Genomic DNA, 19,661 nt, shown 5'->3' with positions numbered 1-19,661 from the left:
AGAGACAGCTTCGAGTGGAAGAGTGTGGGACATGAGATGGATCCCCAAAGTCCTCGCCGGTACATGCGTGGTCGTTGCCGCGGCCCTGACCGCAGTGCCGGTGACGGCCGGCCTGGCTGACCTGGTTCTCAACCCGGGACCGAACAGTACGAAACGCAATGCCCAGCCGGCACTGACCTCGATGCGCACTCCGGCTGCTCCGGTCACCGCGCGAACCGAAGAGTCGGCGACCGCGTTCGTTGGCGACTCGACGAACGACCACGAGGCCATCGAAGGCACCATCGTCGACGATCCTGCAGTCGGCGCCTCGTTCACCGGCACCGAACTCGTCGCGGCCACCGCGGCCGACGCCCGGACCCGCATCGCCGATCTCGCCGCCGACCTTCAGGCCGGAGTCTCAGCCGGCGAGTTCACCCAGGCCGACGCCGACCGCGTCGTGGCCGACATGGCCGGATACATCCACGGCACCCGCACCTGGCCCGAACGCCCCTCCGCCTAGTAATTGCTACCTGACGGCGGGGGCGGGTCCGCTGAAGAGACTAGACTGGTGGCGAGTGAAAACGACGATGAAAGGCAGGGAATGACGGAGTCTTCCGCAATCACCCCCGAACAGGTGGAGCATCTGGCTTCACTGTCTCGGATCGCCATGAGCGACGATGAGCTGAAATCGCTCGCCGGTGATCTGAGCACAATTCTGGGAAACGTCGCCAGGGTCAACGAAGTGGCCGACGACGATGTGCCCGCAACCAGCCATCCCATCCCGCTGACGAACGTCATGCGCCCCGACGTCGTGGGCGAGACGCTCTCCAGCGAACAGGCGCTGGCCTCGGCCCCGGCCGCCGAGGACGACAAGTTCCTCGTTCCGCAGATCCTCGGGGAGGAGTGAGATGACCGAACTGACGAACAAGTCCGCCCTCGAACTCGCCGCAGGACTGAAGTCCGGCGAGTTCTCCTCCGTCGACGTCACGCAGGCGCACCTCGACCGCATCTCTGCCACCGAGGATGACTTCAACTCCTTCATCACCGTCACCGACGAACTTGCCCTGGAGACCGCGAAAGCCGTCGACGCCAAGCGCTCCGCCGGTGAGGACCTCCACACGCTGGCCGGTGTGCCCGTGGCCCTGAAGGACCTCGTCGTCACCGAAGGCACGCGTACGACCGCCGGGTCGAAGATGCTCGAGAACTGGGTTCCGCCCTACGAATCGACCGTGCACAACAAAGTCAAGGCCGCCGGACTGCCGGTGCTCGGCAAGACCAACCTCGACGAATTCGCCATGGGTTCGACGACCGAGCACTCGGCCTTCGGCAACACCCGCAATCCCTGGAACCTCGACCACGTGCCCGGAGGATCGTCGGGAGGCGCGGCCGCAGCGCTGGCCGGATTCCAGGCCCCGCTGTCCGTGGGCACCGACACCGGCGGATCCGTCCGCCAGCCCGCCGCGTTCACCGGCACCGTCGGCGTCAAGCCGACCTACGGGTCGATCTCGCGCTTCGGCATCATCGCCATGGCCTCGAGCCTCGACCAGGTCGGACCGATGGGCCGAAACGTCGCCGACGCCGCAGCCCTGCACGAGCTGCTGGCCGGACACGATCCGCTCGACTCGACCTCGCTGCCCGATGAGGTCGGCGGATTCCTGAGCGCCGCCCAGACCAGCGAGCTCAAGGGCAAGAAGCTCGGTGTCATCAAGCAGCTGGCCGGTGAGGGATACCAGGACGGAGTCCGCACCGCGTTCACGGCAGCGCTGGAAACCGCTGCCGCTGCCGGAGCCGAGATCGTCGAGGTCGACTGCCCGTCGATCTCCTACGCCCTCGACGCCTACTACCTCATCATGCCCTCCGAGGTGTCTTCGAACCTCGCCCGCTATGACGGCATGCGCTACGGCCTGCGCGTCGAACCGGAATCCGGTCCCGTCACCGCCGAGACCGTCATGTCGGCCACTCGTGCCGCAGGCTTCGGATCGGAGGTCAAGCGCCGCATCATCCTCGGCACCTACGCTCTGTCGGCCGGCTACTACGATGCCTACTACGGTTCGGCGCAGAAGATCCGCACCCTGGTCCAGAACGACTTCGCGAAGGCGTTCGCCGCCTGCGACGTCCTCGTGTCCCCGACGACCCCGACGACCGCACTGAAATTCGGTGCGGAGAAGGCCGCCGACCCGATGGCCCTCTACCTCGGTGACGTGGCGACGATCCCGGCGAACCTCGCCGGCATTCCCGGACTGTCCCTGCCTGCGGGCCTGGCCGATGGTCTGCCCGTCGGCTTCCAGATCTTGGCTCCGGCCCGTGAGGACATCAAACTCTACGAGGTGGCCGGACCCTTGGAGGCCGCACTCGAATCCGCCGGCGGACGCGTGCTCGACACTCTCGCGGAAGGACTGAACGCCAAGTGAAATACGAAGACGCGATCAAGAAATACGATCCGGTCATCGGCATCGAGGTCCACGTCGAACTCGGCACCGCGACCAAGATGTTCGACGCCGCCCCCAACACCTTCGGCGGGGGACCGAACACGAACGTGACCCCCACTTCCCTCGGCCTGCCCGGGTCCCTGCCCGTGGTCAACGAGAAGGGGGTGGAGTACGCGATCAAGATCGGTCTGGCCCTCGGCTGCGAGATCGCCGAGACCTGCCGGTTCGCCCGCAAGAACTACTTCTACCCGGACGTGCCCAAGGATTTCCAGACCAGCCAGTCCGATGAGCCGATCGCGGCCGAAGGACAGGTCGAGGTCGAGCTCGAAGACGGCACCATCGTGACCGTCCCCGTCGAGCGCGCCCATATGGAGGAAGACGCCGGCAAGAACACCCACGTGGGAGGCGCCACCGGCCGCATCCAGGGTGCCGACCATTCCCTCGTCGACTACAACCGAGCCGGTGTGCCGCTCGTGGAGATCGTCACCCACCCGATCACCGGGACAGGGGAACGGGCCGCCGAGGTGGCCGCCGCCTATGTGCGGACCCTGAGGGACATCTTCCGCGCCCTTGACGTCTCCGAGGCCCGCATGGAACAGGGCAACGTCCGCGCCGACGTCAACGTGTCCCTGCGGGAGAGCCCCGAGGCACCGCTGGGCACCCGCACGGAGACGAAGAACGTCAACTCCTTCCGCTCGATCGAACGCGCAGTGCGCTTCGAGATCGCCCGCCAGGCGACTCTCCTCGAAGCGGGGGAGAAGGTCGTCCAGGAGACCCGTCACTTCCACGAGGAGACCGGGGAGACCTCCTCGGGGCGTCCGAAGTCCGACGCCGACGACTACCGCTACTTCCCCGAGCCGGACCTCGTCCCGCTGCAGCCGTCCCGCGAATGGGTCGATCAGCTGCGGGCGAGTCTGCCCGAGCTGCCGGCGCAGAAGCGCCGCCGCCTCCTCGGGGAATGGAAGTTCTCCGACCTGGAGATGCGCGACATCGTCAACGCCGGACTGCTCGAAGCCATCGAGGACACCGTCACCGCCGGTGCGAAGCCGGCCGCGGCACGCAAGTGGTGGACCGGTGAGGTCGCCCGCCTGGCCAACCAGGAGGACAAGCACCCCACCGAGATCGTCACACCTGCCCAGGTGGCAGGACTCGTCGAGCTCATCAACGAGGGCAAGCTCAACGACAAGCTGGCCAAGGATGTGCTCACCGGAGTCTCAGCCGGCGAAGGCGAGCCCGCCGAGGTGATGAAGGCCCGCGACCTCGAAATCGTCGAGGACACCGGTGCACTCGAAGCCGCCGTCGAGGAGGCCATCGCGGCCAACCCCGACGTGGTCGAGAAGATCAAGGGCGGAAAGATGCAGGCCATCGGCGCGCTCATGGGTCCGATCATGAAGGCCACCCGCGGACAGGCCGATGCCGGAAAGGCCAAGGACCTCATCCTCGCGAAGATCAACGGCTGAGTACAGGTCCGCACTGATCCTGGTCGATGCCGGCGCCTGATGGTGCCGAGCAGGACTCAGGATTGATCCAGCCACACCCTCTAGACTGTGCGTCCAAGGGAACCGACCGGTTTCCCGAGCACAGCGGAGGGTGTGGCTGTTCGCATTCCCCGCAACCGATGGCCCGCAGGGACAGGGCCGAGTGCGTGACCCACACGCGTGGAGGTGAAGCGGTGTCTGAGTGGAAATCGCTGTGGAAGAGCGAATGCGGGAAGTCCGCACCGATCTATCGGGTGCTCGTGCCCGACAGCGTCAACGAGGCGGTGCTGCGTGCCTGGAGCGCCCGCGGATACCGCTACACGGCCGGGGCTCCGAGCGCGATCATGCTCACCGGTGGGATGAGCCGGAACTTCTTCCGCTCCAGCGTCCTGTTCAAGGGCGGCACTGCCGCCGGTACCGCCGTGACCGCGGGATTCGCGGCGCCCGGGGGACTGGCTCTGGTCTCGGGTTTCGCCGATGCCGCACTGACCTTCGGCGGAATGGGTGCGGCCACGGCATTGGGCACCGGAATCTTCGCCGCGGTCACGGGCCCCAAATACCTGCGTGATCCGAAGCGTCTGAGCCGCAAGAATCGGCGCAAGGTCTCAGGCGCCCAGTGGGTGACTCCGGCCAGTCTCGGCTATCTGCCAGGGCGCAAGGAAGGCCGGGACACCGACGAGCAGCGTCTGTTCCATCTCGCTGTCACAATCGCCCGCAAGATCGTGCGCACCCGTGCCTGGACACATCCGATACTCAAAGACCACGTCTCCCGCGTCGACCTGGACCATGCTGTGGCCTCCATCGGAGTGCGATTGCAGGAACTCGTCAGCCTGCGCGAGGAGATCGAAGGCATCCGCGATGCGGGAACCGCGAAGTCGGTGGAGACCTATCTGTCGAAGCTGGCCGTCGCCTTCTCGTCGATGGCGCGCCGCGTGGAGTCGATGCACGAATACTATGAGCGGCTGCTCGAACTCGATCAGCAGCTGATGCTGCTGCACAACTCCGAACGCTCCCGCGAGCTCGGCGATCGGGTGCTCGATGTGCTGTCTCGCACCGCGGCCGATGATTCCGCCGATTGGCAGTTCAGGGAGCTGCGCATCGATGCGGATTCGCAGTCGTCGATCATCTCCGGGCTCGTCGCCGAACTCGACCAGACCGCCGATGACTTCGACGACTTCGACTCCCGCCTGGCTGCGGCTCAGAAGTCCGTGGACGAACTCGAAGCCTGAGCTCGGCCCTGGCTCAGTGACCGAAGGGGTCGGGGTCGACTCCCGGCATCCATGACAGGCCCGGCTGATCAAAGCCGTGAGCCTGCTGGGCCTTCTTCCACTTCTTCGACCACCGCTTGTCGAGACGGTCGACGTAGAGGGTTCCCTGCAGGTGGTCGTATTCGTGCTGCATGATGCGGGCGAACCAGCCGTCAGCGCTCAGGGTCACCGGTTCGCCTTTCTCATCGAAGCCGTTGACGGTGACTCGGTCGGCACGTTTGAGGGGGAAATCGAGACTCGGAACCGACAGGCATCCCTCGGTCTCATCGTCAGGATCGGGACGGGTGTCGGGAACCTTCGAGGCGATGAGCACGGGATTGACGAAGGTTCCGCGACGACGCACCCCATAGTCATCGTCGGCGTTGAACACGAAGATGGACTTGCCGACACCGATCTGCGGTGCGGCCAGTCCGACACCGTTGCTGGCGTCGAGCGTCTCGTGCATGTCTGCGACGAGTTCGGCAAGGTCCTCGTCGAACTCGGTGATCTTCTCGGCACGACGATGCAGAACGGGCTCGCCATAGACGACGATGGGATGAATAGCCATGAGGACAATCGTATCGGTCACCTGAGACCGTCTCAGACTCCGCCCGATCGCAGCGCTCGGGCGCGATCTCGGGGGAGGGCCGCCTCGGTGATCGTGTCCACCGATTGCTCAGCGGTTGATCGCATCCCGCGCTCAAGCGGGTGGATGGATATGCGGCTATCTCGCGTATGTGATAGGTGTCGCCATAAAGTTTCGCCCCCAGCGAACACAGATTGTTGAGCAACATATCTGGGAACACGTTCAGGGTCGGCGTGGTTATGATGAGGGCAAGCCGTCTCGGACCACGAGATGCAAGCTGTCGCTCCACCCGTTCAGGTGCACGTCCGCCGAACGGCGAGTGGCCGCCGACGGCGGTGCACAAAGAATCGTGAAAGGACTTACTTTGACCATCTTCAACAATGTCTCCGAACTCGTCGGCCGCACGCCGCTGGTCCGCATCAACAAGGCCAGTGACCGGTCGGGCGCCGAGATCGTGGCGAAGCTCGAATCCTCGAACCCCGGCAACTCCGTCAAGGACCGCATCGGCGTGGCGATGATCGACGCAGCCGAGAAATCCGGCGAACTCAAGCCCGGCGGAACCATCGTCGAGGCGACTTCGGGCAATACCGGCATCGCGCTGGCCATGGTCGGCACCTCCCGCGGCTACAAGGTCAAGCTGACGATGCCCGAGTCGATGTCGAAGGAACGTCGCGCTCTGCTGCGCGCATTCGGAGCCGAACTGGTCCTCACCGACAAGGCCGAAGGTATGAAGGGGGCAGTGGCTAAGGCTGAAGAGCTTGCTTCCGACGGCGCCGTCCTCGTGCGCCAGTTCGAGAACCAGGCCAACGCCGAGATCCACAAGGCCACCACCGGTCCAGAGATCCTCGCCGACACCGACGGCAAGGTCGACATCTTCGTCTCCGGCATCGGCACGGGCGGAACCATCACCGGCGCGGGAGCCGCGCTGCGTGAGGCCAACCCGGATGTGAAGATCATCGCCGTCGAGCCCGCCGCTTCGCCGCTGCTGACCGAAGGCACGGCCGGACCGCACGCGATCCAGGGCCTCGGCGCGAACTTCGTGCCCAAGTTGCTCAACACCGATATCTACGACGAAGTCGTCGATGTCGACAACGACGACGCCTTCGAGCGGGCTCGCGCCGTCGCTCTCGAAGAGGGCCTGCTCGTCGGCATCTCCTCCGGCGCCGCACTCTTCGCTGCCGAGAAGGTCGCGTCTCGACCGGAGAACACCGGCAAGCGCGTCGTCGTCATCATCCCCAGCTACGGCGAGCGGTATCTGTCGACTCCGCTGTTTGCCGAGTACATGGACTGACTCCATGGCAGCGGCACGAGGGCGTCAGACTTCGGTTTGGCGCCCTCGCTGTCTGCAGAGTCCGATTTCGGACCGCTGCGGGAATTCTTCCGACCGGATCCGACTTGCACTAGACAGACCAGGACGAATGAGCAGGGGGAGTCAACGATGAAGGCACTGTGGGCAGCGGCCGCAGCGGCTGCGGGTGCGGCCGCCTATGGGCTGAGCCGACCCGGTGTGCGCGAGACGCTGAGAGAAGACCTCGAGACGGTGAAGCGACGCGATCCGGCGGCGCGCAATGATTTCGTCTCCCTGGTCTCCTACCCCGGGATGCATGCCATCTGGGCGCACCGCGGACTCCACCGGCTGTGGCAGCATGACGTCGGAAAGGTTCCGGCGCGACTGATGTCCCAGCTCGTGCGGACGCTGACCGGAGTGGAGATCCACCCGGGGGCTCGGATCGGGCGGCGCTTCTTCATCGACCATGCCAACGGAGTCGTCATCGGCGAGACGTCGGAAGTCGGCGACGATGTCATGCTCTATCACCAGGTCACCCTCGGCGGTACCTCGATGGCGCAGACGAAGCGTCACCCGACGATCGGCAATCACGTGCTCGTCGGAGCCGGCGCGAAGATCCTCGGCCCGGTCGTCGTCGGCGACAATTCTGCGGTCGGAGCCAACGCCGTCGTCGTCAAGGACGTCCCGGCCGACTCGAGTGCCGTGGGCATCCCCGCAACTGTGCGCTCGAAGAAGAAGGACGGCGCCGCCTCGGCGAAGGCAGGAGCTGAACCGTCGACGAAGCATCCGGACTTCGTCCTCGAGGACCCCGCCCTCTGGATCTGATCCGGCTCCTGCTGCCGGACTGAAAGCGGCTCCTGCCTACGGGCGGGAGCCGCTTTTCGTGCATTGTTGGGTCGATCCACGGTGAAAGTCGGGCGGGAATCACCGTGGATCGACCCAGCAATCGGCTGCTTGCGGCGATAGCGTGCTCGGGCCGTCCAGACGCCCGCTCAGGGGCCGGGAATACTTTCGCGAGCACGTCTGTTAAGATTTCAACTAGTTACTTCAAAATTGAAGTTAGTCCGATCAGCAGGGCGGCCGCGAGAACCGCAGAAGCCCAGATGCAGGAGGCGTCATGGAATTCGGAATCTTCACCATCGGCGATGTCACCACCGACCCCACCGACGGCACCACCGTCAGCGAGAACCAGCGGATCAAGAACACCGTCGAGATCGCCAAAAAGGCTGAGGAGGTCGGACTCGACGTCTTCGCCACCGGGCAGCACCACAACCCGCCCTTCGTGGCTCCGGCGAACCCGCCGGTCCTGCTGGCCAACATCGCCGCACAGACGGAGAAGCTCGAACTCTCCACGGCGACCACGCTCATCACCACAACTGATCCCGTGCGCATCGCCGAGGACTACTCGTACGCGCAGCACCTCTCCGATGGTCGCATCAGCCTGATCATGGGCCGCGGCAACACCGGCCCCGTCTACCCGTGGTTCGGCAAGGACATCCGTGCCGGCATCCCGCTGGCCGTGGAGAACTACAACCTGCTCTACCGTCTGTGGCGTGAGAAGAACCTCGACTGGGAAGGCAAGTTCCGTACGCCGCTCAACGGCTTCACCGTCACCCCGACCCCACTGGACGAAGTGCCGCCGTTCGTCTGGCACGGATCGATCCGCAGCCCCGAGATCGCCGAACAGGCCGCCTACTACGGCGACGGGTTCTTCCACAACAACATCTTCTGGCCGACCTCGCACACCGCGCGGATGGTTCAGCTCTACCGCCAGCGCTACGAATACTACGGCCATGGCAAGGCCAGTCAGGCGATCGTCGGCCTCGGCGGTCAGGTGTTCATGCGCAAGAACTCCCAGGACGCCGTCCGCGAGTTCCGTCCCTACTTCGACAACGCCCCGGTCTACGGCCACGGGCCCAGCCTCGAGGACTTCTCGACGCAGACTCCGCTGACCGTCGGCTCGCCGCAGCAGGTCATCGAGCGCACCCTGAGCTTCCGCGACTGGGCCGGGGACTACCAGCGCCAGCTCTTCCTCATCGACCATGCGGGACTGCCGCAGAAGACGGTGCTCGAACAGCTCGACCTCCTCGGCGAAGAGGTCATCCCCGTCCTCCGCGAGGAGTTCGCGAAGGGCCGCCCGGCCGATGTCCCCGACGCCCCGACCCACGAATCCCTCGTCATCCGGCATCGTGAAGGCCGTGACCCGATCCCCGGCGGCGGAGAAGGATCGCGGGCCTACGAAGACCGCCAGGCCCGCGCCGCCGAAGCCGCCCAGAATGCGACACCGGAAGGAGCCGACCGCTCATGAGCACGAACACGATGACCATCGTGGCCGTGACCACCTCGCTGAGCGAGGACTCGACCACGCTCAAGCTCACGAACCGGGTCCTCGGCCAGGCCGCCTCGGCGGGGGAATCGGTGGGCATCGACGTGACCACGGACGTCATCAACGTCCGCGACCTCGCCACTGCGCTCACGGATATGACCCTGACCGGGTTCCGCTCCGAAGCGCTGGAGTCGGCCTTCGCGACCATCGCCGCCGCCGATGCGATCGTCACTGTCGCACCGGTGTACAAGGCCGCCCCCGTCGGACTGCACACCCTGTTCTGGCAGCTTATCGACGACAAGACGCTGAGCCGCAAACCCGTGCTCATCGCCTCCACCGGCGGCACCGCCCGCCATTCGCTGGCCGGGGACGCGGTGCTGCGGCCGATGCTGTCCTACCTCAAGGGCGTCGTCGTGCCCACCACGGTGTTCGCCGCGACCGACGACTGGGGGACCGTCGAAGGCGGCCGCGCGCTGACCGCCCGCATCCGCCAGGCGGGGGAGGAGCTCGTGTCCCTGACCGCAACCATCATCGGGGCCGGAAATGACGACCTCGCCGAGGTGGCCGATCCCGATCTGCGCGGACGTGCAGGAGCGGGTGCGACCCGGGGCGCCTCCTCGGCGAATCGCGGAATCGTCGACGAATTCGACCCCGCGAACGTCACCCCGTTCGCACAGCTGCTCGAGGGCTGAAATGACGGAGATCAGATTCGGGCTCGGAAGGGAGACGCTGGCGCAGAATGCGTGGCGGACCTATTTCGAGACTTCGCAGCGCCTCCGTCAGGCCCTCGAAGTCCAGCTCAAGGACGACGCGGGGCTCGACGTCAGCGACTACAACACTCTGCTCCTGCTGTGGGAAGCCCCAGAGCGGACGCTGACGATGAGCGCCCTGGCGAAGAAGCTCGTCTTCTCGCCGTCGCGGCTGAACTATCGGATCAAGGTCCTCGTCGACGCGGGGCTGGTGACGAAGACCCAGTGTCGCGATGACGGGCGTGCCCACAATGTGGCGCTGACCGAGGCGGGGGCGCGGGCATTCCTGTCCGCCGGGTCCCAGCACAAGAGCTACGTCGACGAGATCTTCTTCGACCATGTCAGCGATGCCGAACTCGAGGTGCTCGAGGCCGTGTTCACGCGGATCGGGAAAGCACTGCCCGAGTGATGTGGCGAGCGCTGCCTGAGTGGCGAGGCCCGTCATCTCAGAGTGACGAAGCCCTCGGCACCGGGCAGGGGCGCGTGCCACAATGAGGGCATGTCCATCACCACAATCGCCTTCCCGAACTCCGAGCTCCGCAACCGAGTGATCGCTCGGATCCCCGCTCACCAGCGTGCGAACGTCGACCTCGTCGTCTTCTCCGATGCCGAACGGTCGGCCAAGCTCAGCCGGGACGATGTCGACGTCGTCGTCCTGCCGTACATGGATTCCGGGCCGACGATCGAGCTGCTCGACGAGCTGCCGAACCTGCGCCTCGTCATCACGCAGACGACCGGATTCGACCCCGTCGCCCACCTGCCCGAACGCGGAATCCAGGTGGCGACCGCCTCCGGCGTGCACACCGGAGGCACCGCCGAGCTCGCCCTGGCGCTGACCCTGGCCAGTCTGCGCGGAATCGACGACGCCGTGCGCTCGCAGGTCTCGCGGGTATGGGAGCACCAGCGCCACCGCTCGCTGCAGGACCGGCGGGTGATGATCATCGGCGTCGGCGAGATCGGCTCGGCCATCGCCGATCGCTTCGACCCCTTCGAAGTCCAGCTCACCCGAGTCGCCTCGACCGCACGTGAGGACGAGCGCGGGAAGATCCACGGCGTCGATGAGCTGCCGGAGCTTCTGCCCCACACCGAGGTGGTCGTGCTCATCACCCCGCTCAACGAGGGCACGAACCGCCTCGTCGATGAGAAGTTCCTCAGCCTGCTTCCCGACAATGCGCTCATCGTCAATGTCGCGCGCGGCAAGGTCGTCGACACGGACGCGCTTGTGGCGGAGCTCGCCACGGGTCGGCTCCATGCCGCTCTCGACGTCACTGACCCGGAGCCGCTGCCGCGCAACCACGCGCTGTGGGGCACCCCGAACACTTTCATCACACCCCATGTCGGAGGCGACACCTCGGCGTTCGAACCACGGGTCGTGAAGATCCTCGCCGAGCAGGTCAGGCGGATCAACGACGGCGAGCAGCCGGTCAATCTCATCAAGGCCTGAGACGCCGTGAGCGGGGGCCCTAGGCGCTGGCAATAGGTCACGCAAATCTGATCTAAGCAGGGCCGGACCACCGCCTCGCAGGCGGACTCTCGCATGGTTCCCAGAAGAGGTTCCACCATGCGAGAGTCCGGCGTGCGGATGCTGAAATCGGGCGTAGCATGCCTGCATGAGCATCGATACAGACAACACCACTCCCGACATCAAACCCCGTTCTCGCGATGTCACGGACGGCCTCGAGGCCACCGCCGCACGCGGCATGCTGCGCGCCGTCGGCATGGGCGACGATGACTGGGTGAAGCCGCAGGTCGCGATCGCGACCTCGTGGAATGAGATCACCCCCTGCAACATGTCGCTGCAGCGTCTCGGTTCGGCCGCCAAGGAAGGCGTCCACGAGGCCGGTGGCTTCCCCCTGGAATTCGGCACCATCTCCGTCTCGGACGGGATCTCGATGGGCCACGAGGGAATGCACTACTCGCTGGTCTCCCGTGAGGTCATCACCGACTCCGTGGAGACCGTGATGAGCGCCGAGCGACTCGACGGCTCCGTGCTCATGGCCGGCTGCGACAAGTCGATCCCCGGAATGCTCATGGCCTCCGCCCGCCTCGGGCTCTCGAGCGTCTTCCTCTACAACGGTTCGATCATGCCCGGAACCGCGAAGATGGAGGACGGCTCGGAGAGGGAAGTCACCCTCATCGACGCCTTCGAAGCCGTCGGTGCCTGCCGTGCGGGCACCATGTCCCAGAAGGACGTCGACGCCATCGAGCGCGCCGTCTGCCCCGGTGAGGGTGCCTGCGGCGGAATGTACACCGCGAACACGATGGCTTCGGCCGCCGAGGCCATGGGTATGTCGCTGCCGGGTTCGGCCGCACCGCCGGCCATCCACCGCAACCGCACGATGTTCGCCCGCAAGTCGGGTGAGGCAGTCGTTAACATGCTGCGCCAGGGCATCACCACGAAGGACATCATCACCCGCGAATCGCTGCACAACGCGATCGCTGTGGTCATGGCCTTCGGCGGTTCGACGAACGCGGTCCTCCACCTGCTGGCCATCGCCCACGAGGCCGGAGTGGAGCTCGATCTCGATGACTTCAACCGCATCGGCGACAAGGTTCCGCACCTGGGCAACGTCAAGCCCTTCGGCCAGTACGTGATGAACGACGTCTTCAAGATCGGCGGCGTACCCGTGATCATGAAGGCCCTCCTCGACGCCGGTCTGCTCAACGGCGACTGCCTGACCGTGACCGGCAAGACCGTGGCCGAGAACCTCGAGTCGATCAACCCGCCGGACCCGGACGGGAAGATCCTGCGCGCGCTCAACAACCCGATCCACGCCACCGGCGGTCTCACCGTGCTGCAGGGATCGCTGGCTCCCGAAGGCGCGGTCGTGAAGTCTGCGGGCTTCGACGCCGATGTCTTCGAAGGCACCGCTCGCGTCTTCGACCAGGAGCAGCCGGCCATGGACGCCGTGCTCAACGGAGAACTGAAGAAGGGCGACGTCGTCGTCATCCGCTACGAAGGACCCAAGGGCGGACCCGGAATGCGCGAGATGCTCGCGATCACCGGCGCCATCAAGGGCGCGGGCATCGGCAAGGACGTCCTGCTGCTCACCGACGGTCGCTTCTCCGGCGGTTCGACCGGTCTGTGCATCGGCCACATCGCCCCCGAGGCAGTCGACGGCGGTCCGATCGCGCTCGTCGAGGACGGGGATAAGATCACCGTCGACATCGCGGCTCGTTCGATCGAACTCCACGTCGACGAAGAGGTGCTGGCCGAGCGTCGCAAGTCCTGGACGCTGCCCGAGAACCACCGTCTCACCGGTGTGCTCGGCAAGTACGCAAAGCTCGTGCAGTCGGCGTCGAAGGGCGCGGTCTGCTTCTGATCCACCTCAAGGTCCGTTGCTGATTCCGCTCACCCTCGGGTGACACTCAGCGATACGGGCCGGTTCCACCATCGCCGAGGCGGTGCAGACATCACGTCAGCACCGCCTCGGCGATCGGCTCTAGGATGTAGGTCACACGACTTCAGGAGAGGAACACAATGCGCATCGTCGTTCTTGATGACTATCAGCAGGTGGCAGGCAAGTTCGCGGACTGGAGCGGTCTCGATGCCGAGGTCGAGTTCATCGATCGTCCCATCGTCGACGACGATGACCTGGTGCAGGTCCTCTCCGGCGCCGAGGTGGTTGTGGCGATACGGGAGCGAACCGCCTTCACCGCCGGTCGGCTGGAACGGCTGCCGGACTTGCGTCTGCTCGTGACCACGGGACGGGTCAACGCCTCCATCGACGTGGAGGCGGCGCGTGCGAAGGGGATCGTGGTCTGCGGAACCGAGTCGACCACCTCGGCGACACCCGAGCTGACCTGGGGACTCATCCTCTCCGTCCTGCGCAGCATCCCGGCCGAGGACGCCGCTGTCCGAGGCGGGGGCTGGCAGTCGACCGTCGGGGGAGACCTCGATGGGCACCGCCTCGGCGTGGTCGGTCTGGGACGACTGGGAACGAAGGTCGCACGGGTCGGTGCGGCGTTCGGCATGGAGGTCGTGGCGTGGAGCCAGAACCTCGACGCCGAGCGCGCACAGGGCCTGGGCGCGCGCGCCGTGAGCAAGGACGAACTGTTCTCCACCGCCGACGTGGTGACGATCCACTACAAGCTGAGCGAACGCAGCCGAGGACTCGTCGGAGCTACGGAACTCGAGGCGATGAAGCCAGGCAGCATCCTCGTCAACACCTCCCGCGCGGGACTCGTCGACACCGATGCACTCATCACGGTGCTGGAAGCCGGCGGGATCCGCGGCGCGGGACTCGACGTCCACGACGAAGAACCGCTGCCGGTCGAACATCGACTGCGCAGCACACCGCGCACCGTGCTCACACCGCATCTGGGCTACGTCACCGAAGATACCTACCGAATCTTCTTCACGCAGGCTGTCGAGGACATCGCCGCCTGGATTTCGGGAGAGCCGATCCGCGTGATCGGCTGAGTCGTGGGCAGGCGAACCCGAAGGATCCCTGGTTCGCGATGCTCACGCAGTCGGGAGATCAGCCAGAGCATCCGCTGCCGCGACGGCGACCGACTCGGCTGCCTTCTCCAGCCCCTGGCGGACCTCGCTCGAGACGGCAAGGGCATCATCGGCGGGTCTGATCCGACCGTGCTCCATCACCGTCGGCAGGGTGATGAAGCTGTCGGCGACCGATTCGATCCCTCCGGTCCAGACGCACGCAGGGTGGGGCGTCCCCGCCGACATGCTGCCGATATCGGCGACGACTCCGCGTGGCGTCGTCCACCCGCTGCTGCGCCCCGGCTTGAGCGCCGACCAGCGAGCGAACCAGCCGAGGATGTCCTCCTGAACCAGGCGACGCTGCTCGGCATCGAGTTCGTACGGGGCGCCGTCGACCGTGATGTTGTCCCACAGGGGCACCTGACCATCACCGTGCTCCCCGAGGACTAGCCCTCCGACGCGCGCCCCCGACACGCCCAAGACCCTTCCGATGGCGGCCCGGAGCCGGATGCTGTCGTTGACGCTGTACCCGACGATCCGGTCAGGCGTCACCGAGGAGGTCCGCCGCAATGCCTCGCAGAGGATGTCGACGGGGTTCGACAGGAGCATGACGATGCCCTCCGCGCCCGCCAGCCGTTCAATGCTCGGGGTGATCTTGCGCAGCAGCTGGAGATTGTCACGGAGGAAGTCTCTCCGGTCCCCGTCGGGGGTCTCTGGGGCAGAGGCCGCCACGATGACGAGATCGACCTCGTCGGGCGCGGTCTCCTCTCCGACCGCCAGCCGGGCTCGGTCGGTGCCCGCGAGGATCTGCGCCTCGGAGATATCAATGGCGTGTGCCTGCAGGACATTCTCACGGAGATCGGTGAGGCAGATGGTGTCCGCGGCGTCGGAGAGCGCCAGCCCTTCGACTACGCCGGCACCGATGAGGCCGGCGGCTCCGATGACGGTGACCGTCCTCGGCCACGTCGAGGTCTCTGCGTCGGCGGTTGCGTGTGTGGTCATCACTTTTCCTTTCATAACCGGTTGAGGTGGTGGGCCGTTTCAGGCGCCTGCCTTGTCGAGGTCGATGCCGCGAGGCTCCCTGACGGTGGAGACGACGATGAGCGAAATCAGACACAGCGCCGTGATGTAGGCGCCAATGGCGACGGAGCTGCCGGTTTCGGCCACGAGCATCTCGGCGATCATCGGAGCGAAGGCGCCGCCGACGACCGCACCGATCGCGTATCCGAGAGAGACTCCCGAGTAGCGGATGCTCGTGGGGAACATCTCCGCGAAGAGCGCTGCCTGCGGGCCGAACGACAGGCCGAGAGCGAGGCTGAGCAAAATCAGCGCCACAGCGAACCACAGCAGGCTGCGGGTCTCGATGAGCAGGCACATCGGCACCGACCAGAGAAGGAGCACGGCGTAGCCGATCTGGTAGGTGCGGACACGACCGATGCGGTCGGAAACGATGCCGCCGGTCATCGTGAAGGCCAGCCAGAAGACTGCGGCGACGGTGCTGATGAGCAGGAGCGGTGCTTGTTCCATGCCCAGATGCTTCGTGCCGTAGGAGACGAAGAAGGCGATGAGAAGGTAGCCGGCGGCGTTGTTCGCGACGAAGATCAGGGATGCTCGAATGACCTGCCACAGATGATGGCGCAGGAGCACTGTCATCGGAGCATGAGAATCGTTCTTCCTCTCCTGCATTCTGCGGAACATCGGGCTTTCCTCGACCGAACGGCGGATGAAGAAGCCGACTGCGACGAGTACGACCGACAGGAGGAAGGGAATGCGCCACCCCCATGCCAGGAACGCCTCGGGGCTGAGAACTGTGGTGGTGACGAACATGACTGCGGTTGCGAGAACCATGCCCAGGGGAGTGCCGATCTGGGGGTAGGCGCCGAAGAATCCGCGACGTTGAGCCGGGGCGTGTTCGACGGCCATGAGCGCTGCTCCGCCCCATTCGCCTCCAGCGGAGAACCCCTGGAGCACGCGGAGGAAGACGAGTAGCAAAGGAGCCCAGACGCCCCACGTCGCATAGGTCGGCAGCAGTCCGATGAGAGCGGTGGCCCCGCCCATGAGGATGAGCGACAGCACCAGCATCGTCTTACGGCCGAGGCGATCGCCGAGGTGTCCGGCGACTGCGGCGCCGAGGGGGCGGAAGAGGAAGCTGATTCCCAAAGACGCCCATGAGACGATCTGGGCCAGCGCCGAACTCTCGGCGCCCAGCGGTTTGAAGTACAGATCCGCGAAGATCAGTCCGGCGGCTTGGGCGTAGATGAAGAAGTCGTACCACTCGATGGTGGTGCCGATGAGCGTGCCGGCGGCGACCTTGCGCTGCTGGCTCTTCGTCGACGCCTCGGTTGTGAGTGGTGCATGGGTGGTGGACATAGGGGCTCCTCATTGATCCGGCAGACCGACCATTGACCAGGTGCTGCGTTTGCAGGACAGTGCACTGGTCGTGACAACCGACTCTAGAAGCCATGACCACATAGGGCCACTAGATTCTCTTGCTAATGGATATAGAAGGCATCAATGGTGCGGGTGGGACCGGTCATGCCGCTCCGGTCGCCGCCGTCTCGGCGACGAGGTCCATGAACCATTGGGTCGCCGGCAGCAGCAGGTCCGCGGGCTGTGAGTACAGAGAGACGTCGAACGACGGGACGGAGACAGGCAGTTCCCGAATATCGAAATCCCAGTCCGCGGCGAAGGTCTGTGCCACATGCATCGGAATGATGGCGACGAGGTTGCCCAGCGGAAGAACTTGGGGAAGCACGGAGAAATGGGGAACCCTCAGGACGACCCGGCGGTCGATGCCATGCGCGGAGATGGCCGCTTCGACTTGGTCGTGTCCGGCGGCCTGGTCGACGACGACGTGTCGTGCGTTCGTGAACTCCTCCAGGCTCATTTCTTCACCCGTTCCTCCGGCGCCGCCGGGCATCGCGCAGACATACCGGTCGCCGGCGATCAGCTCTCGCTTCTCCAGGCCGGGCAGATCGATGCTGGCGACTGCGGCATCCACCTGACCACGGCGCATCCATTCGCGGACGTCGTTGATGTGCATCGGCACGATCTCCAGCGCGGCGTGCGGGGCCTCGGACGCCATGCGTGCGCTGATGGCGGGGAGGAAGGTGAGCTCGCCGAGGTCGGAGAGGCAGAGCCGGAATGCCTTTTCTGTCGTTGATGGATCGAAATCGTCATCGACGGCTGCGTCGATCTCGGACACCGCTCGGGCAAAGACCATATAGAGCTCCTCGGCGCGCACCGTGGGTTCGACGCCGCTGGCAGTGCGCACGAACAGTCGATCGCCCAGCTGCTTCCTCAGCCGAGAGAGGGCGTAGCTCACCGATGGCTGGGTGACGCAGAGCTCGTGGGCCGCTCTCGTGAGATTCCGTGTCTCGAAGATCGCGTTGAACGTCCGCAGAAGTGTCAGATCTATACTGGCCATGCAGGATTATAAACACAGTCTATACGCGGATGTGGACATTCTATTGGCCGAATTCCGGAGGGCGGCATAGTCTCGAAGCATCCGCTGCATCACGTCTGCCTCGGAGGCCAGCCCGCCACGGACTGGTCGTCTTCGACACCTGCTTCAGAGAGTTCGCCATGTCCATAGATACCACAACGTCCGTACCCGACACCTCAGCATCGGCCGCCGAGGTCATCGAACGCCTTCAGGGCGGAACCTTCATCGGCGGTCGCTGGCGCGACGGATCCTCCGACCGCCCGGTCCGAGTGACTGCGGCCTTCGACGGACAGGAGCTGCGCAGCTTCAACGGTGCCGACGCCGCCGACCTCGACGAAGCGTATGAGGCGGCCGCGGAGGCTCAGGTCGAGTGGGAAGCCCTTCCGGCCTCCGAACGCGCTGCCGTGATCTCCCGCGCCGCCGACGTCCTCGAACGGCGCCGAGACGAGATCGCCGCTCTGCTGCGCATCGAAGCCGGAGCCTCGGCGCTCAAGGCCGACATCGAGATCTCCTCGGCCATCGGCATCACCCGCGAAGCCGCGACGTTCCCAACGCGGGCTCACGGCACCCTCCACCCCTCGTCGTTCCCCGGCAAGGAGAACCGCGTCTACCGCCAGGCGCGCGGAGTCATCGGGGTGATTTCGCCGTGGAACTTCCCGCTGCATCTGTCCATCCGCACAGTCTCCCCGGCTCTGGCACTCGGCAACGCAGTCGTCGTAAAACCGGCCTCCGACACCCCGATCTCGGGTGGGCTCATCCTGGCCGAGGTGTTCGAAGAGGCCGGGCTGCCCGCCGGACTGCTGTCAGTCGTCCCCGGCTCGGGCGCCATCATCGGCGATCACTTCGTCGAACACCCGGTTCCCTCGATGATCTCCTTCACCGGGTCGACCCCGGTCGGTCAGCGCGTCGGAGCACTCGCGGCTCAGGGGCATCTCAAACACGTGGCGCTCGAACTCGGCGGCAACGCTCCGTTCGTCGTCCTCGATGACGCAGACATCGACGGTGCCGTCGACGGCGCCCTCATGGGCAAGTTCCTCAACCAGGGCCAGATCTGCATGGCGGTCAACCGCATCGTCGTCGACGCGTCGATCTACGATGACTTCGTCGAGCGCTTCGCCGCGCGGGCGGCACACCTCAACGCCGGCAACACCACCGATGAGAGTATCCTCGTCGGCCCGATCATCAACGATTCCCAGGCCGAAGAGGTCACCAACCTCATTCAGTCGGCCAAGGACCAAGGTGCACGGGAGGTCGTCGGCGGCCAGATCGACGGACGACTCATCGGCCCGCACGTGTTCGCCGATGTGACCATGGACATGGACATCGCCCGCAATGAAATCTTCGGTCCCGCCGTCGGAATCATCAAGGCCGACGACGAGGCACACGCTCTGCGCATCGCCAATGACACTGAATTCGGGCTGTCGTCCGCCGTCTTCACTCGCGACGTCGAGCGCGGTGTGCGCTTCGCCCGCGGTGTGCGGGCGGGAATGACGCACGTGAACGACTCGACGGTCAACGACGAGCCGCATGTCATGTTCGGCGGTGAGAAGAACTCGGGCATCGGCCGCTTCAACGGCGAGCAGGCGATCGAGGACTTCACCACGCTGCATTGGATCGGCGTCCGCTCGTCGATGGGCCCCGTGCCCTTCTGACCACATGCACTGGGAGGCGTCGGTGCGAGACCGCACCGACG

18 protein-coding genes are annotated in these 19,661 nt (G+C 65.5%); 14 read left to right on the top strand and 4 right to left on the bottom strand.

Annotated features, from left to right (window positions below):
• Positions 1 to 31: 31 nt before the first annotated feature.
• The 5 genes from ACSBQT_RS05370 to ACSBQT_RS05350 all read left to right on the top strand — a co-directional run bounded on the left by ACSBQT_RS05370 (position 32) and on the right by ACSBQT_RS05350 (position 5,115).
• Complete coding sequence (locus ACSBQT_RS05370; RefSeq protein ID WP_410711134.1) at positions 32 to 499, top strand: hypothetical protein; 468 nt, start codon at positions 32 to 34, stop codon at positions 497 to 499.
• 81 nt (positions 500 to 580) lie between these two features.
• Complete coding sequence (gatC, locus tag ACSBQT_RS05365; RefSeq protein WP_410711135.1) at positions 581 to 886, top strand: Asp-tRNA(Asn)/Glu-tRNA(Gln) amidotransferase subunit GatC; 306 nt, start codon at positions 581 to 583, stop codon at positions 884 to 886.
• Position 887: 1 nt separating this feature from the next.
• Positions 888 to 2,390 (top strand): Asp-tRNA(Asn)/Glu-tRNA(Gln) amidotransferase subunit GatA, encoded by a 1,503-nt coding sequence (gene gatA, locus ACSBQT_RS05360; RefSeq protein ID WP_410711136.1) that lies wholly within the window; start codon positions 888 to 890, stop codon positions 2,388 to 2,390.
• On the top strand, positions 2,387 to 3,868 hold the full coding sequence (gene gatB / locus ACSBQT_RS05355; RefSeq protein WP_410711137.1) for an Asp-tRNA(Asn)/Glu-tRNA(Gln) amidotransferase subunit GatB: 1,482 nt from the start codon (positions 2,387 to 2,389) through the stop codon (positions 3,866 to 3,868). Before gatA ends, gatB begins: the two co-directional genes overlap by 4 nt.
• Before the next feature lie 212 nt (positions 3,869 to 4,080).
• On the top strand, positions 4,081 to 5,115 hold the full coding sequence (locus ACSBQT_RS05350) for a hypothetical protein (RefSeq protein ID WP_367647470.1): 1,035 nt from the start codon (positions 4,081 to 4,083) through the stop codon (positions 5,113 to 5,115).
• Positions 5,116 to 5,128: 13 nt separating this feature from the next.
• On the opposite strand, the gene def is transcribed toward ACSBQT_RS05350, so the two are convergent.
• Positions 5,129 to 5,701, bottom strand: coding sequence for a peptide deformylase (gene def, locus ACSBQT_RS05345; protein WP_172171172.1), 573 nt, complete (start codon positions 5,699 to 5,701; stop codon positions 5,129 to 5,131).
• Positions 5,702 to 6,083: 382 nt separating this feature from the next.
• Between def and cysK the strand changes: the two genes are divergently transcribed.
• From cysK to ACSBQT_RS05305, 8 genes are all read left to right on the top strand, one after another.
• Positions 6,084 to 7,010 (top strand): cysteine synthase A, encoded by a 927-nt coding sequence (gene cysK / locus ACSBQT_RS05340; protein WP_410711138.1) that lies wholly within the window; start codon positions 6,084 to 6,086, stop codon positions 7,008 to 7,010.
• 147 nt (positions 7,011 to 7,157) lie between these two features.
• A complete protein-coding gene (gene epsC / locus ACSBQT_RS05335) occupies positions 7,158 to 7,832 on the top strand; it encodes a serine O-acetyltransferase EpsC (RefSeq protein ID WP_410711139.1) in 675 nt (224 codons plus the stop codon).
• A 292-nt stretch (positions 7,833 to 8,124) separates the two neighbouring features.
• Positions 8,125 to 9,315 (top strand): LLM class flavin-dependent oxidoreductase, encoded by a 1,191-nt coding sequence (locus ACSBQT_RS05330; RefSeq protein WP_435001056.1) that lies wholly within the window; start codon positions 8,125 to 8,127, stop codon positions 9,313 to 9,315.
• Positions 9,312 to 10,025, top strand: a complete 714-nt coding sequence (locus ACSBQT_RS05325; RefSeq protein WP_410711141.1) for an NAD(P)H-dependent oxidoreductase — start codon at positions 9,312 to 9,314, stop codon at positions 10,023 to 10,025. The genes ACSBQT_RS05330 and ACSBQT_RS05325 overlap by 4 nt, the downstream gene beginning before the upstream one ends.
• 1 nt (position 10,026) lies before the next feature.
• Positions 10,027 to 10,491 (top strand): MarR family winged helix-turn-helix transcriptional regulator, encoded by a 465-nt coding sequence (locus tag ACSBQT_RS05320; protein ID WP_410711142.1) that lies wholly within the window; start codon positions 10,027 to 10,029, stop codon positions 10,489 to 10,491.
• Positions 10,492 to 10,581: 90 nt separating this feature from the next.
• A complete protein-coding gene (locus ACSBQT_RS05315; RefSeq protein WP_410711143.1) occupies positions 10,582 to 11,526 on the top strand; it encodes a 2-hydroxyacid dehydrogenase in 945 nt (314 codons plus the stop codon).
• A 166-nt stretch (positions 11,527 to 11,692) separates the two neighbouring features.
• Positions 11,693 to 13,405: a dihydroxy-acid dehydratase gene (gene ilvD, locus ACSBQT_RS05310; protein ID WP_410711144.1), complete on the top strand. Its 1,713-nt coding sequence runs from the start codon at positions 11,693 to 11,695 to the stop codon at positions 13,403 to 13,405.
• A 158-nt stretch (positions 13,406 to 13,563) separates the two neighbouring features.
• Positions 13,564 to 14,505, top strand: a complete 942-nt coding sequence (locus tag ACSBQT_RS05305) for a D-2-hydroxyacid dehydrogenase family protein (protein WP_410711145.1) — start codon at positions 13,564 to 13,566, stop codon at positions 14,503 to 14,505.
• Between the two features lie 42 nt (positions 14,506 to 14,547).
• On the opposite strand, the gene ACSBQT_RS05300 is transcribed toward ACSBQT_RS05305, so the two are convergent.
• The 3 genes from ACSBQT_RS05300 to ACSBQT_RS05290 form a co-directional block, all read right to left on the bottom strand.
• Positions 14,548 to 15,525, bottom strand: a complete 978-nt coding sequence (locus ACSBQT_RS05300; protein WP_410711146.1) for a lactate/malate family dehydrogenase — start codon at positions 15,523 to 15,525, stop codon at positions 14,548 to 14,550.
• 39 nt (positions 15,526 to 15,564) lie between these two features.
• Complete coding sequence (locus ACSBQT_RS05295; RefSeq protein ID WP_410711147.1) at positions 15,565 to 16,893, bottom strand: MFS transporter; 1,329 nt, start codon at positions 16,891 to 16,893, stop codon at positions 15,565 to 15,567.
• A 163-nt stretch (positions 16,894 to 17,056) separates the two neighbouring features.
• Positions 17,057 to 17,950 carry a LysR family transcriptional regulator gene (locus tag ACSBQT_RS05290; RefSeq protein ID WP_410711148.1) on the bottom strand — a complete coding sequence of 298 codons (894 nt, stop codon included), beginning with the start codon at positions 17,948 to 17,950 and terminating at the stop codon, positions 17,057 to 17,059.
• 158 nt (positions 17,951 to 18,108) lie between these two features.
• Between ACSBQT_RS05290 and ACSBQT_RS05285 the strand changes: the two genes are divergently transcribed.
• A complete protein-coding gene (locus tag ACSBQT_RS05285) occupies positions 18,109 to 19,620 on the top strand; it encodes an aldehyde dehydrogenase family protein (RefSeq protein ID WP_410711149.1) in 1,512 nt (503 codons plus the stop codon).
• The last annotated feature ends 41 nt before the right edge of the window (positions 19,621 to 19,661 follow it).

It is taken from the genome of Brevibacterium sp. H602 (genome assembly GCF_051172395.1).
Taxonomy (GTDB): Bacteria; Actinomycetota; Actinomycetes; order Actinomycetales; family Brevibacteriaceae; genus Brevibacterium.
Note: the sequence above shows the minus strand (reverse complement) of the source record. Positions and strands in the feature narration are given on the sequence as shown.

Excerpts from the sequence above, each read along its gene's own strand:
- ACSBQT_RS05370 (WP_410711134.1), top strand. The coding sequence starts at position 32 with ATGAGATGGATCCCCAAAGTCCTCGCCGGTACATGCGTGGTCGTTGCC.
- gatC (WP_410711135.1), top strand. The coding sequence starts at position 581 with ATGACGGAGTCTTCCGCAATCACCCCCGAACAGGTGGAGCATCTGGCT.
- gatA (WP_410711136.1), top strand. The coding sequence starts at position 888 with ATGACCGAACTGACGAACAAGTCCGCCCTCGAACTCGCCGCAGGACTG.
- def (WP_172171172.1), bottom strand. The coding sequence starts at position 5,701 with ATGGCTATTCATCCCATCGTCGTCTATGGCGAGCCCGTTCTGCATCGT.
- epsC (WP_410711139.1), top strand. The coding sequence starts at position 7,158 with ATGAAGGCACTGTGGGCAGCGGCCGCAGCGGCTGCGGGTGCGGCCGCC.
- ACSBQT_RS05330 (WP_435001056.1), top strand. The coding sequence starts at position 8,125 with ATGGAATTCGGAATCTTCACCATCGGCGATGTCACCACCGACCCCACC.
- ACSBQT_RS05325 (WP_410711141.1), top strand. The coding sequence starts at position 9,312 with ATGAGCACGAACACGATGACCATCGTGGCCGTGACCACCTCGCTGAGC.
- ACSBQT_RS05320 (WP_410711142.1), top strand. The coding sequence starts at position 10,027 with ATGACGGAGATCAGATTCGGGCTCGGAAGGGAGACGCTGGCGCAGAAT.
- ACSBQT_RS05315 (WP_410711143.1), top strand. The coding sequence starts at position 10,582 with ATGTCCATCACCACAATCGCCTTCCCGAACTCCGAGCTCCGCAACCGA.
- ilvD (WP_410711144.1), top strand. The coding sequence starts at position 11,693 with ATGAGCATCGATACAGACAACACCACTCCCGACATCAAACCCCGTTCT.
- ACSBQT_RS05305 (WP_410711145.1), top strand. The coding sequence starts at position 13,564 with ATGCGCATCGTCGTTCTTGATGACTATCAGCAGGTGGCAGGCAAGTTC.
- ACSBQT_RS05300 (WP_410711146.1), bottom strand. The coding sequence starts at position 15,525 with ATGACCACACACGCAACCGCCGACGCAGAGACCTCGACGTGGCCGAGG.
- ACSBQT_RS05295 (WP_410711147.1), bottom strand. The coding sequence starts at position 16,893 with ATGTCCACCACCCATGCACCACTCACAACCGAGGCGTCGACGAAGAGC.
- ACSBQT_RS05290 (WP_410711148.1), bottom strand. The coding sequence starts at position 17,950 with ATGGCCAGTATAGATCTGACACTTCTGCGGACGTTCAACGCGATCTTC.
- ACSBQT_RS05285 (WP_410711149.1), top strand. The coding sequence starts at position 18,109 with ATGTCCATAGATACCACAACGTCCGTACCCGACACCTCAGCATCGGCC.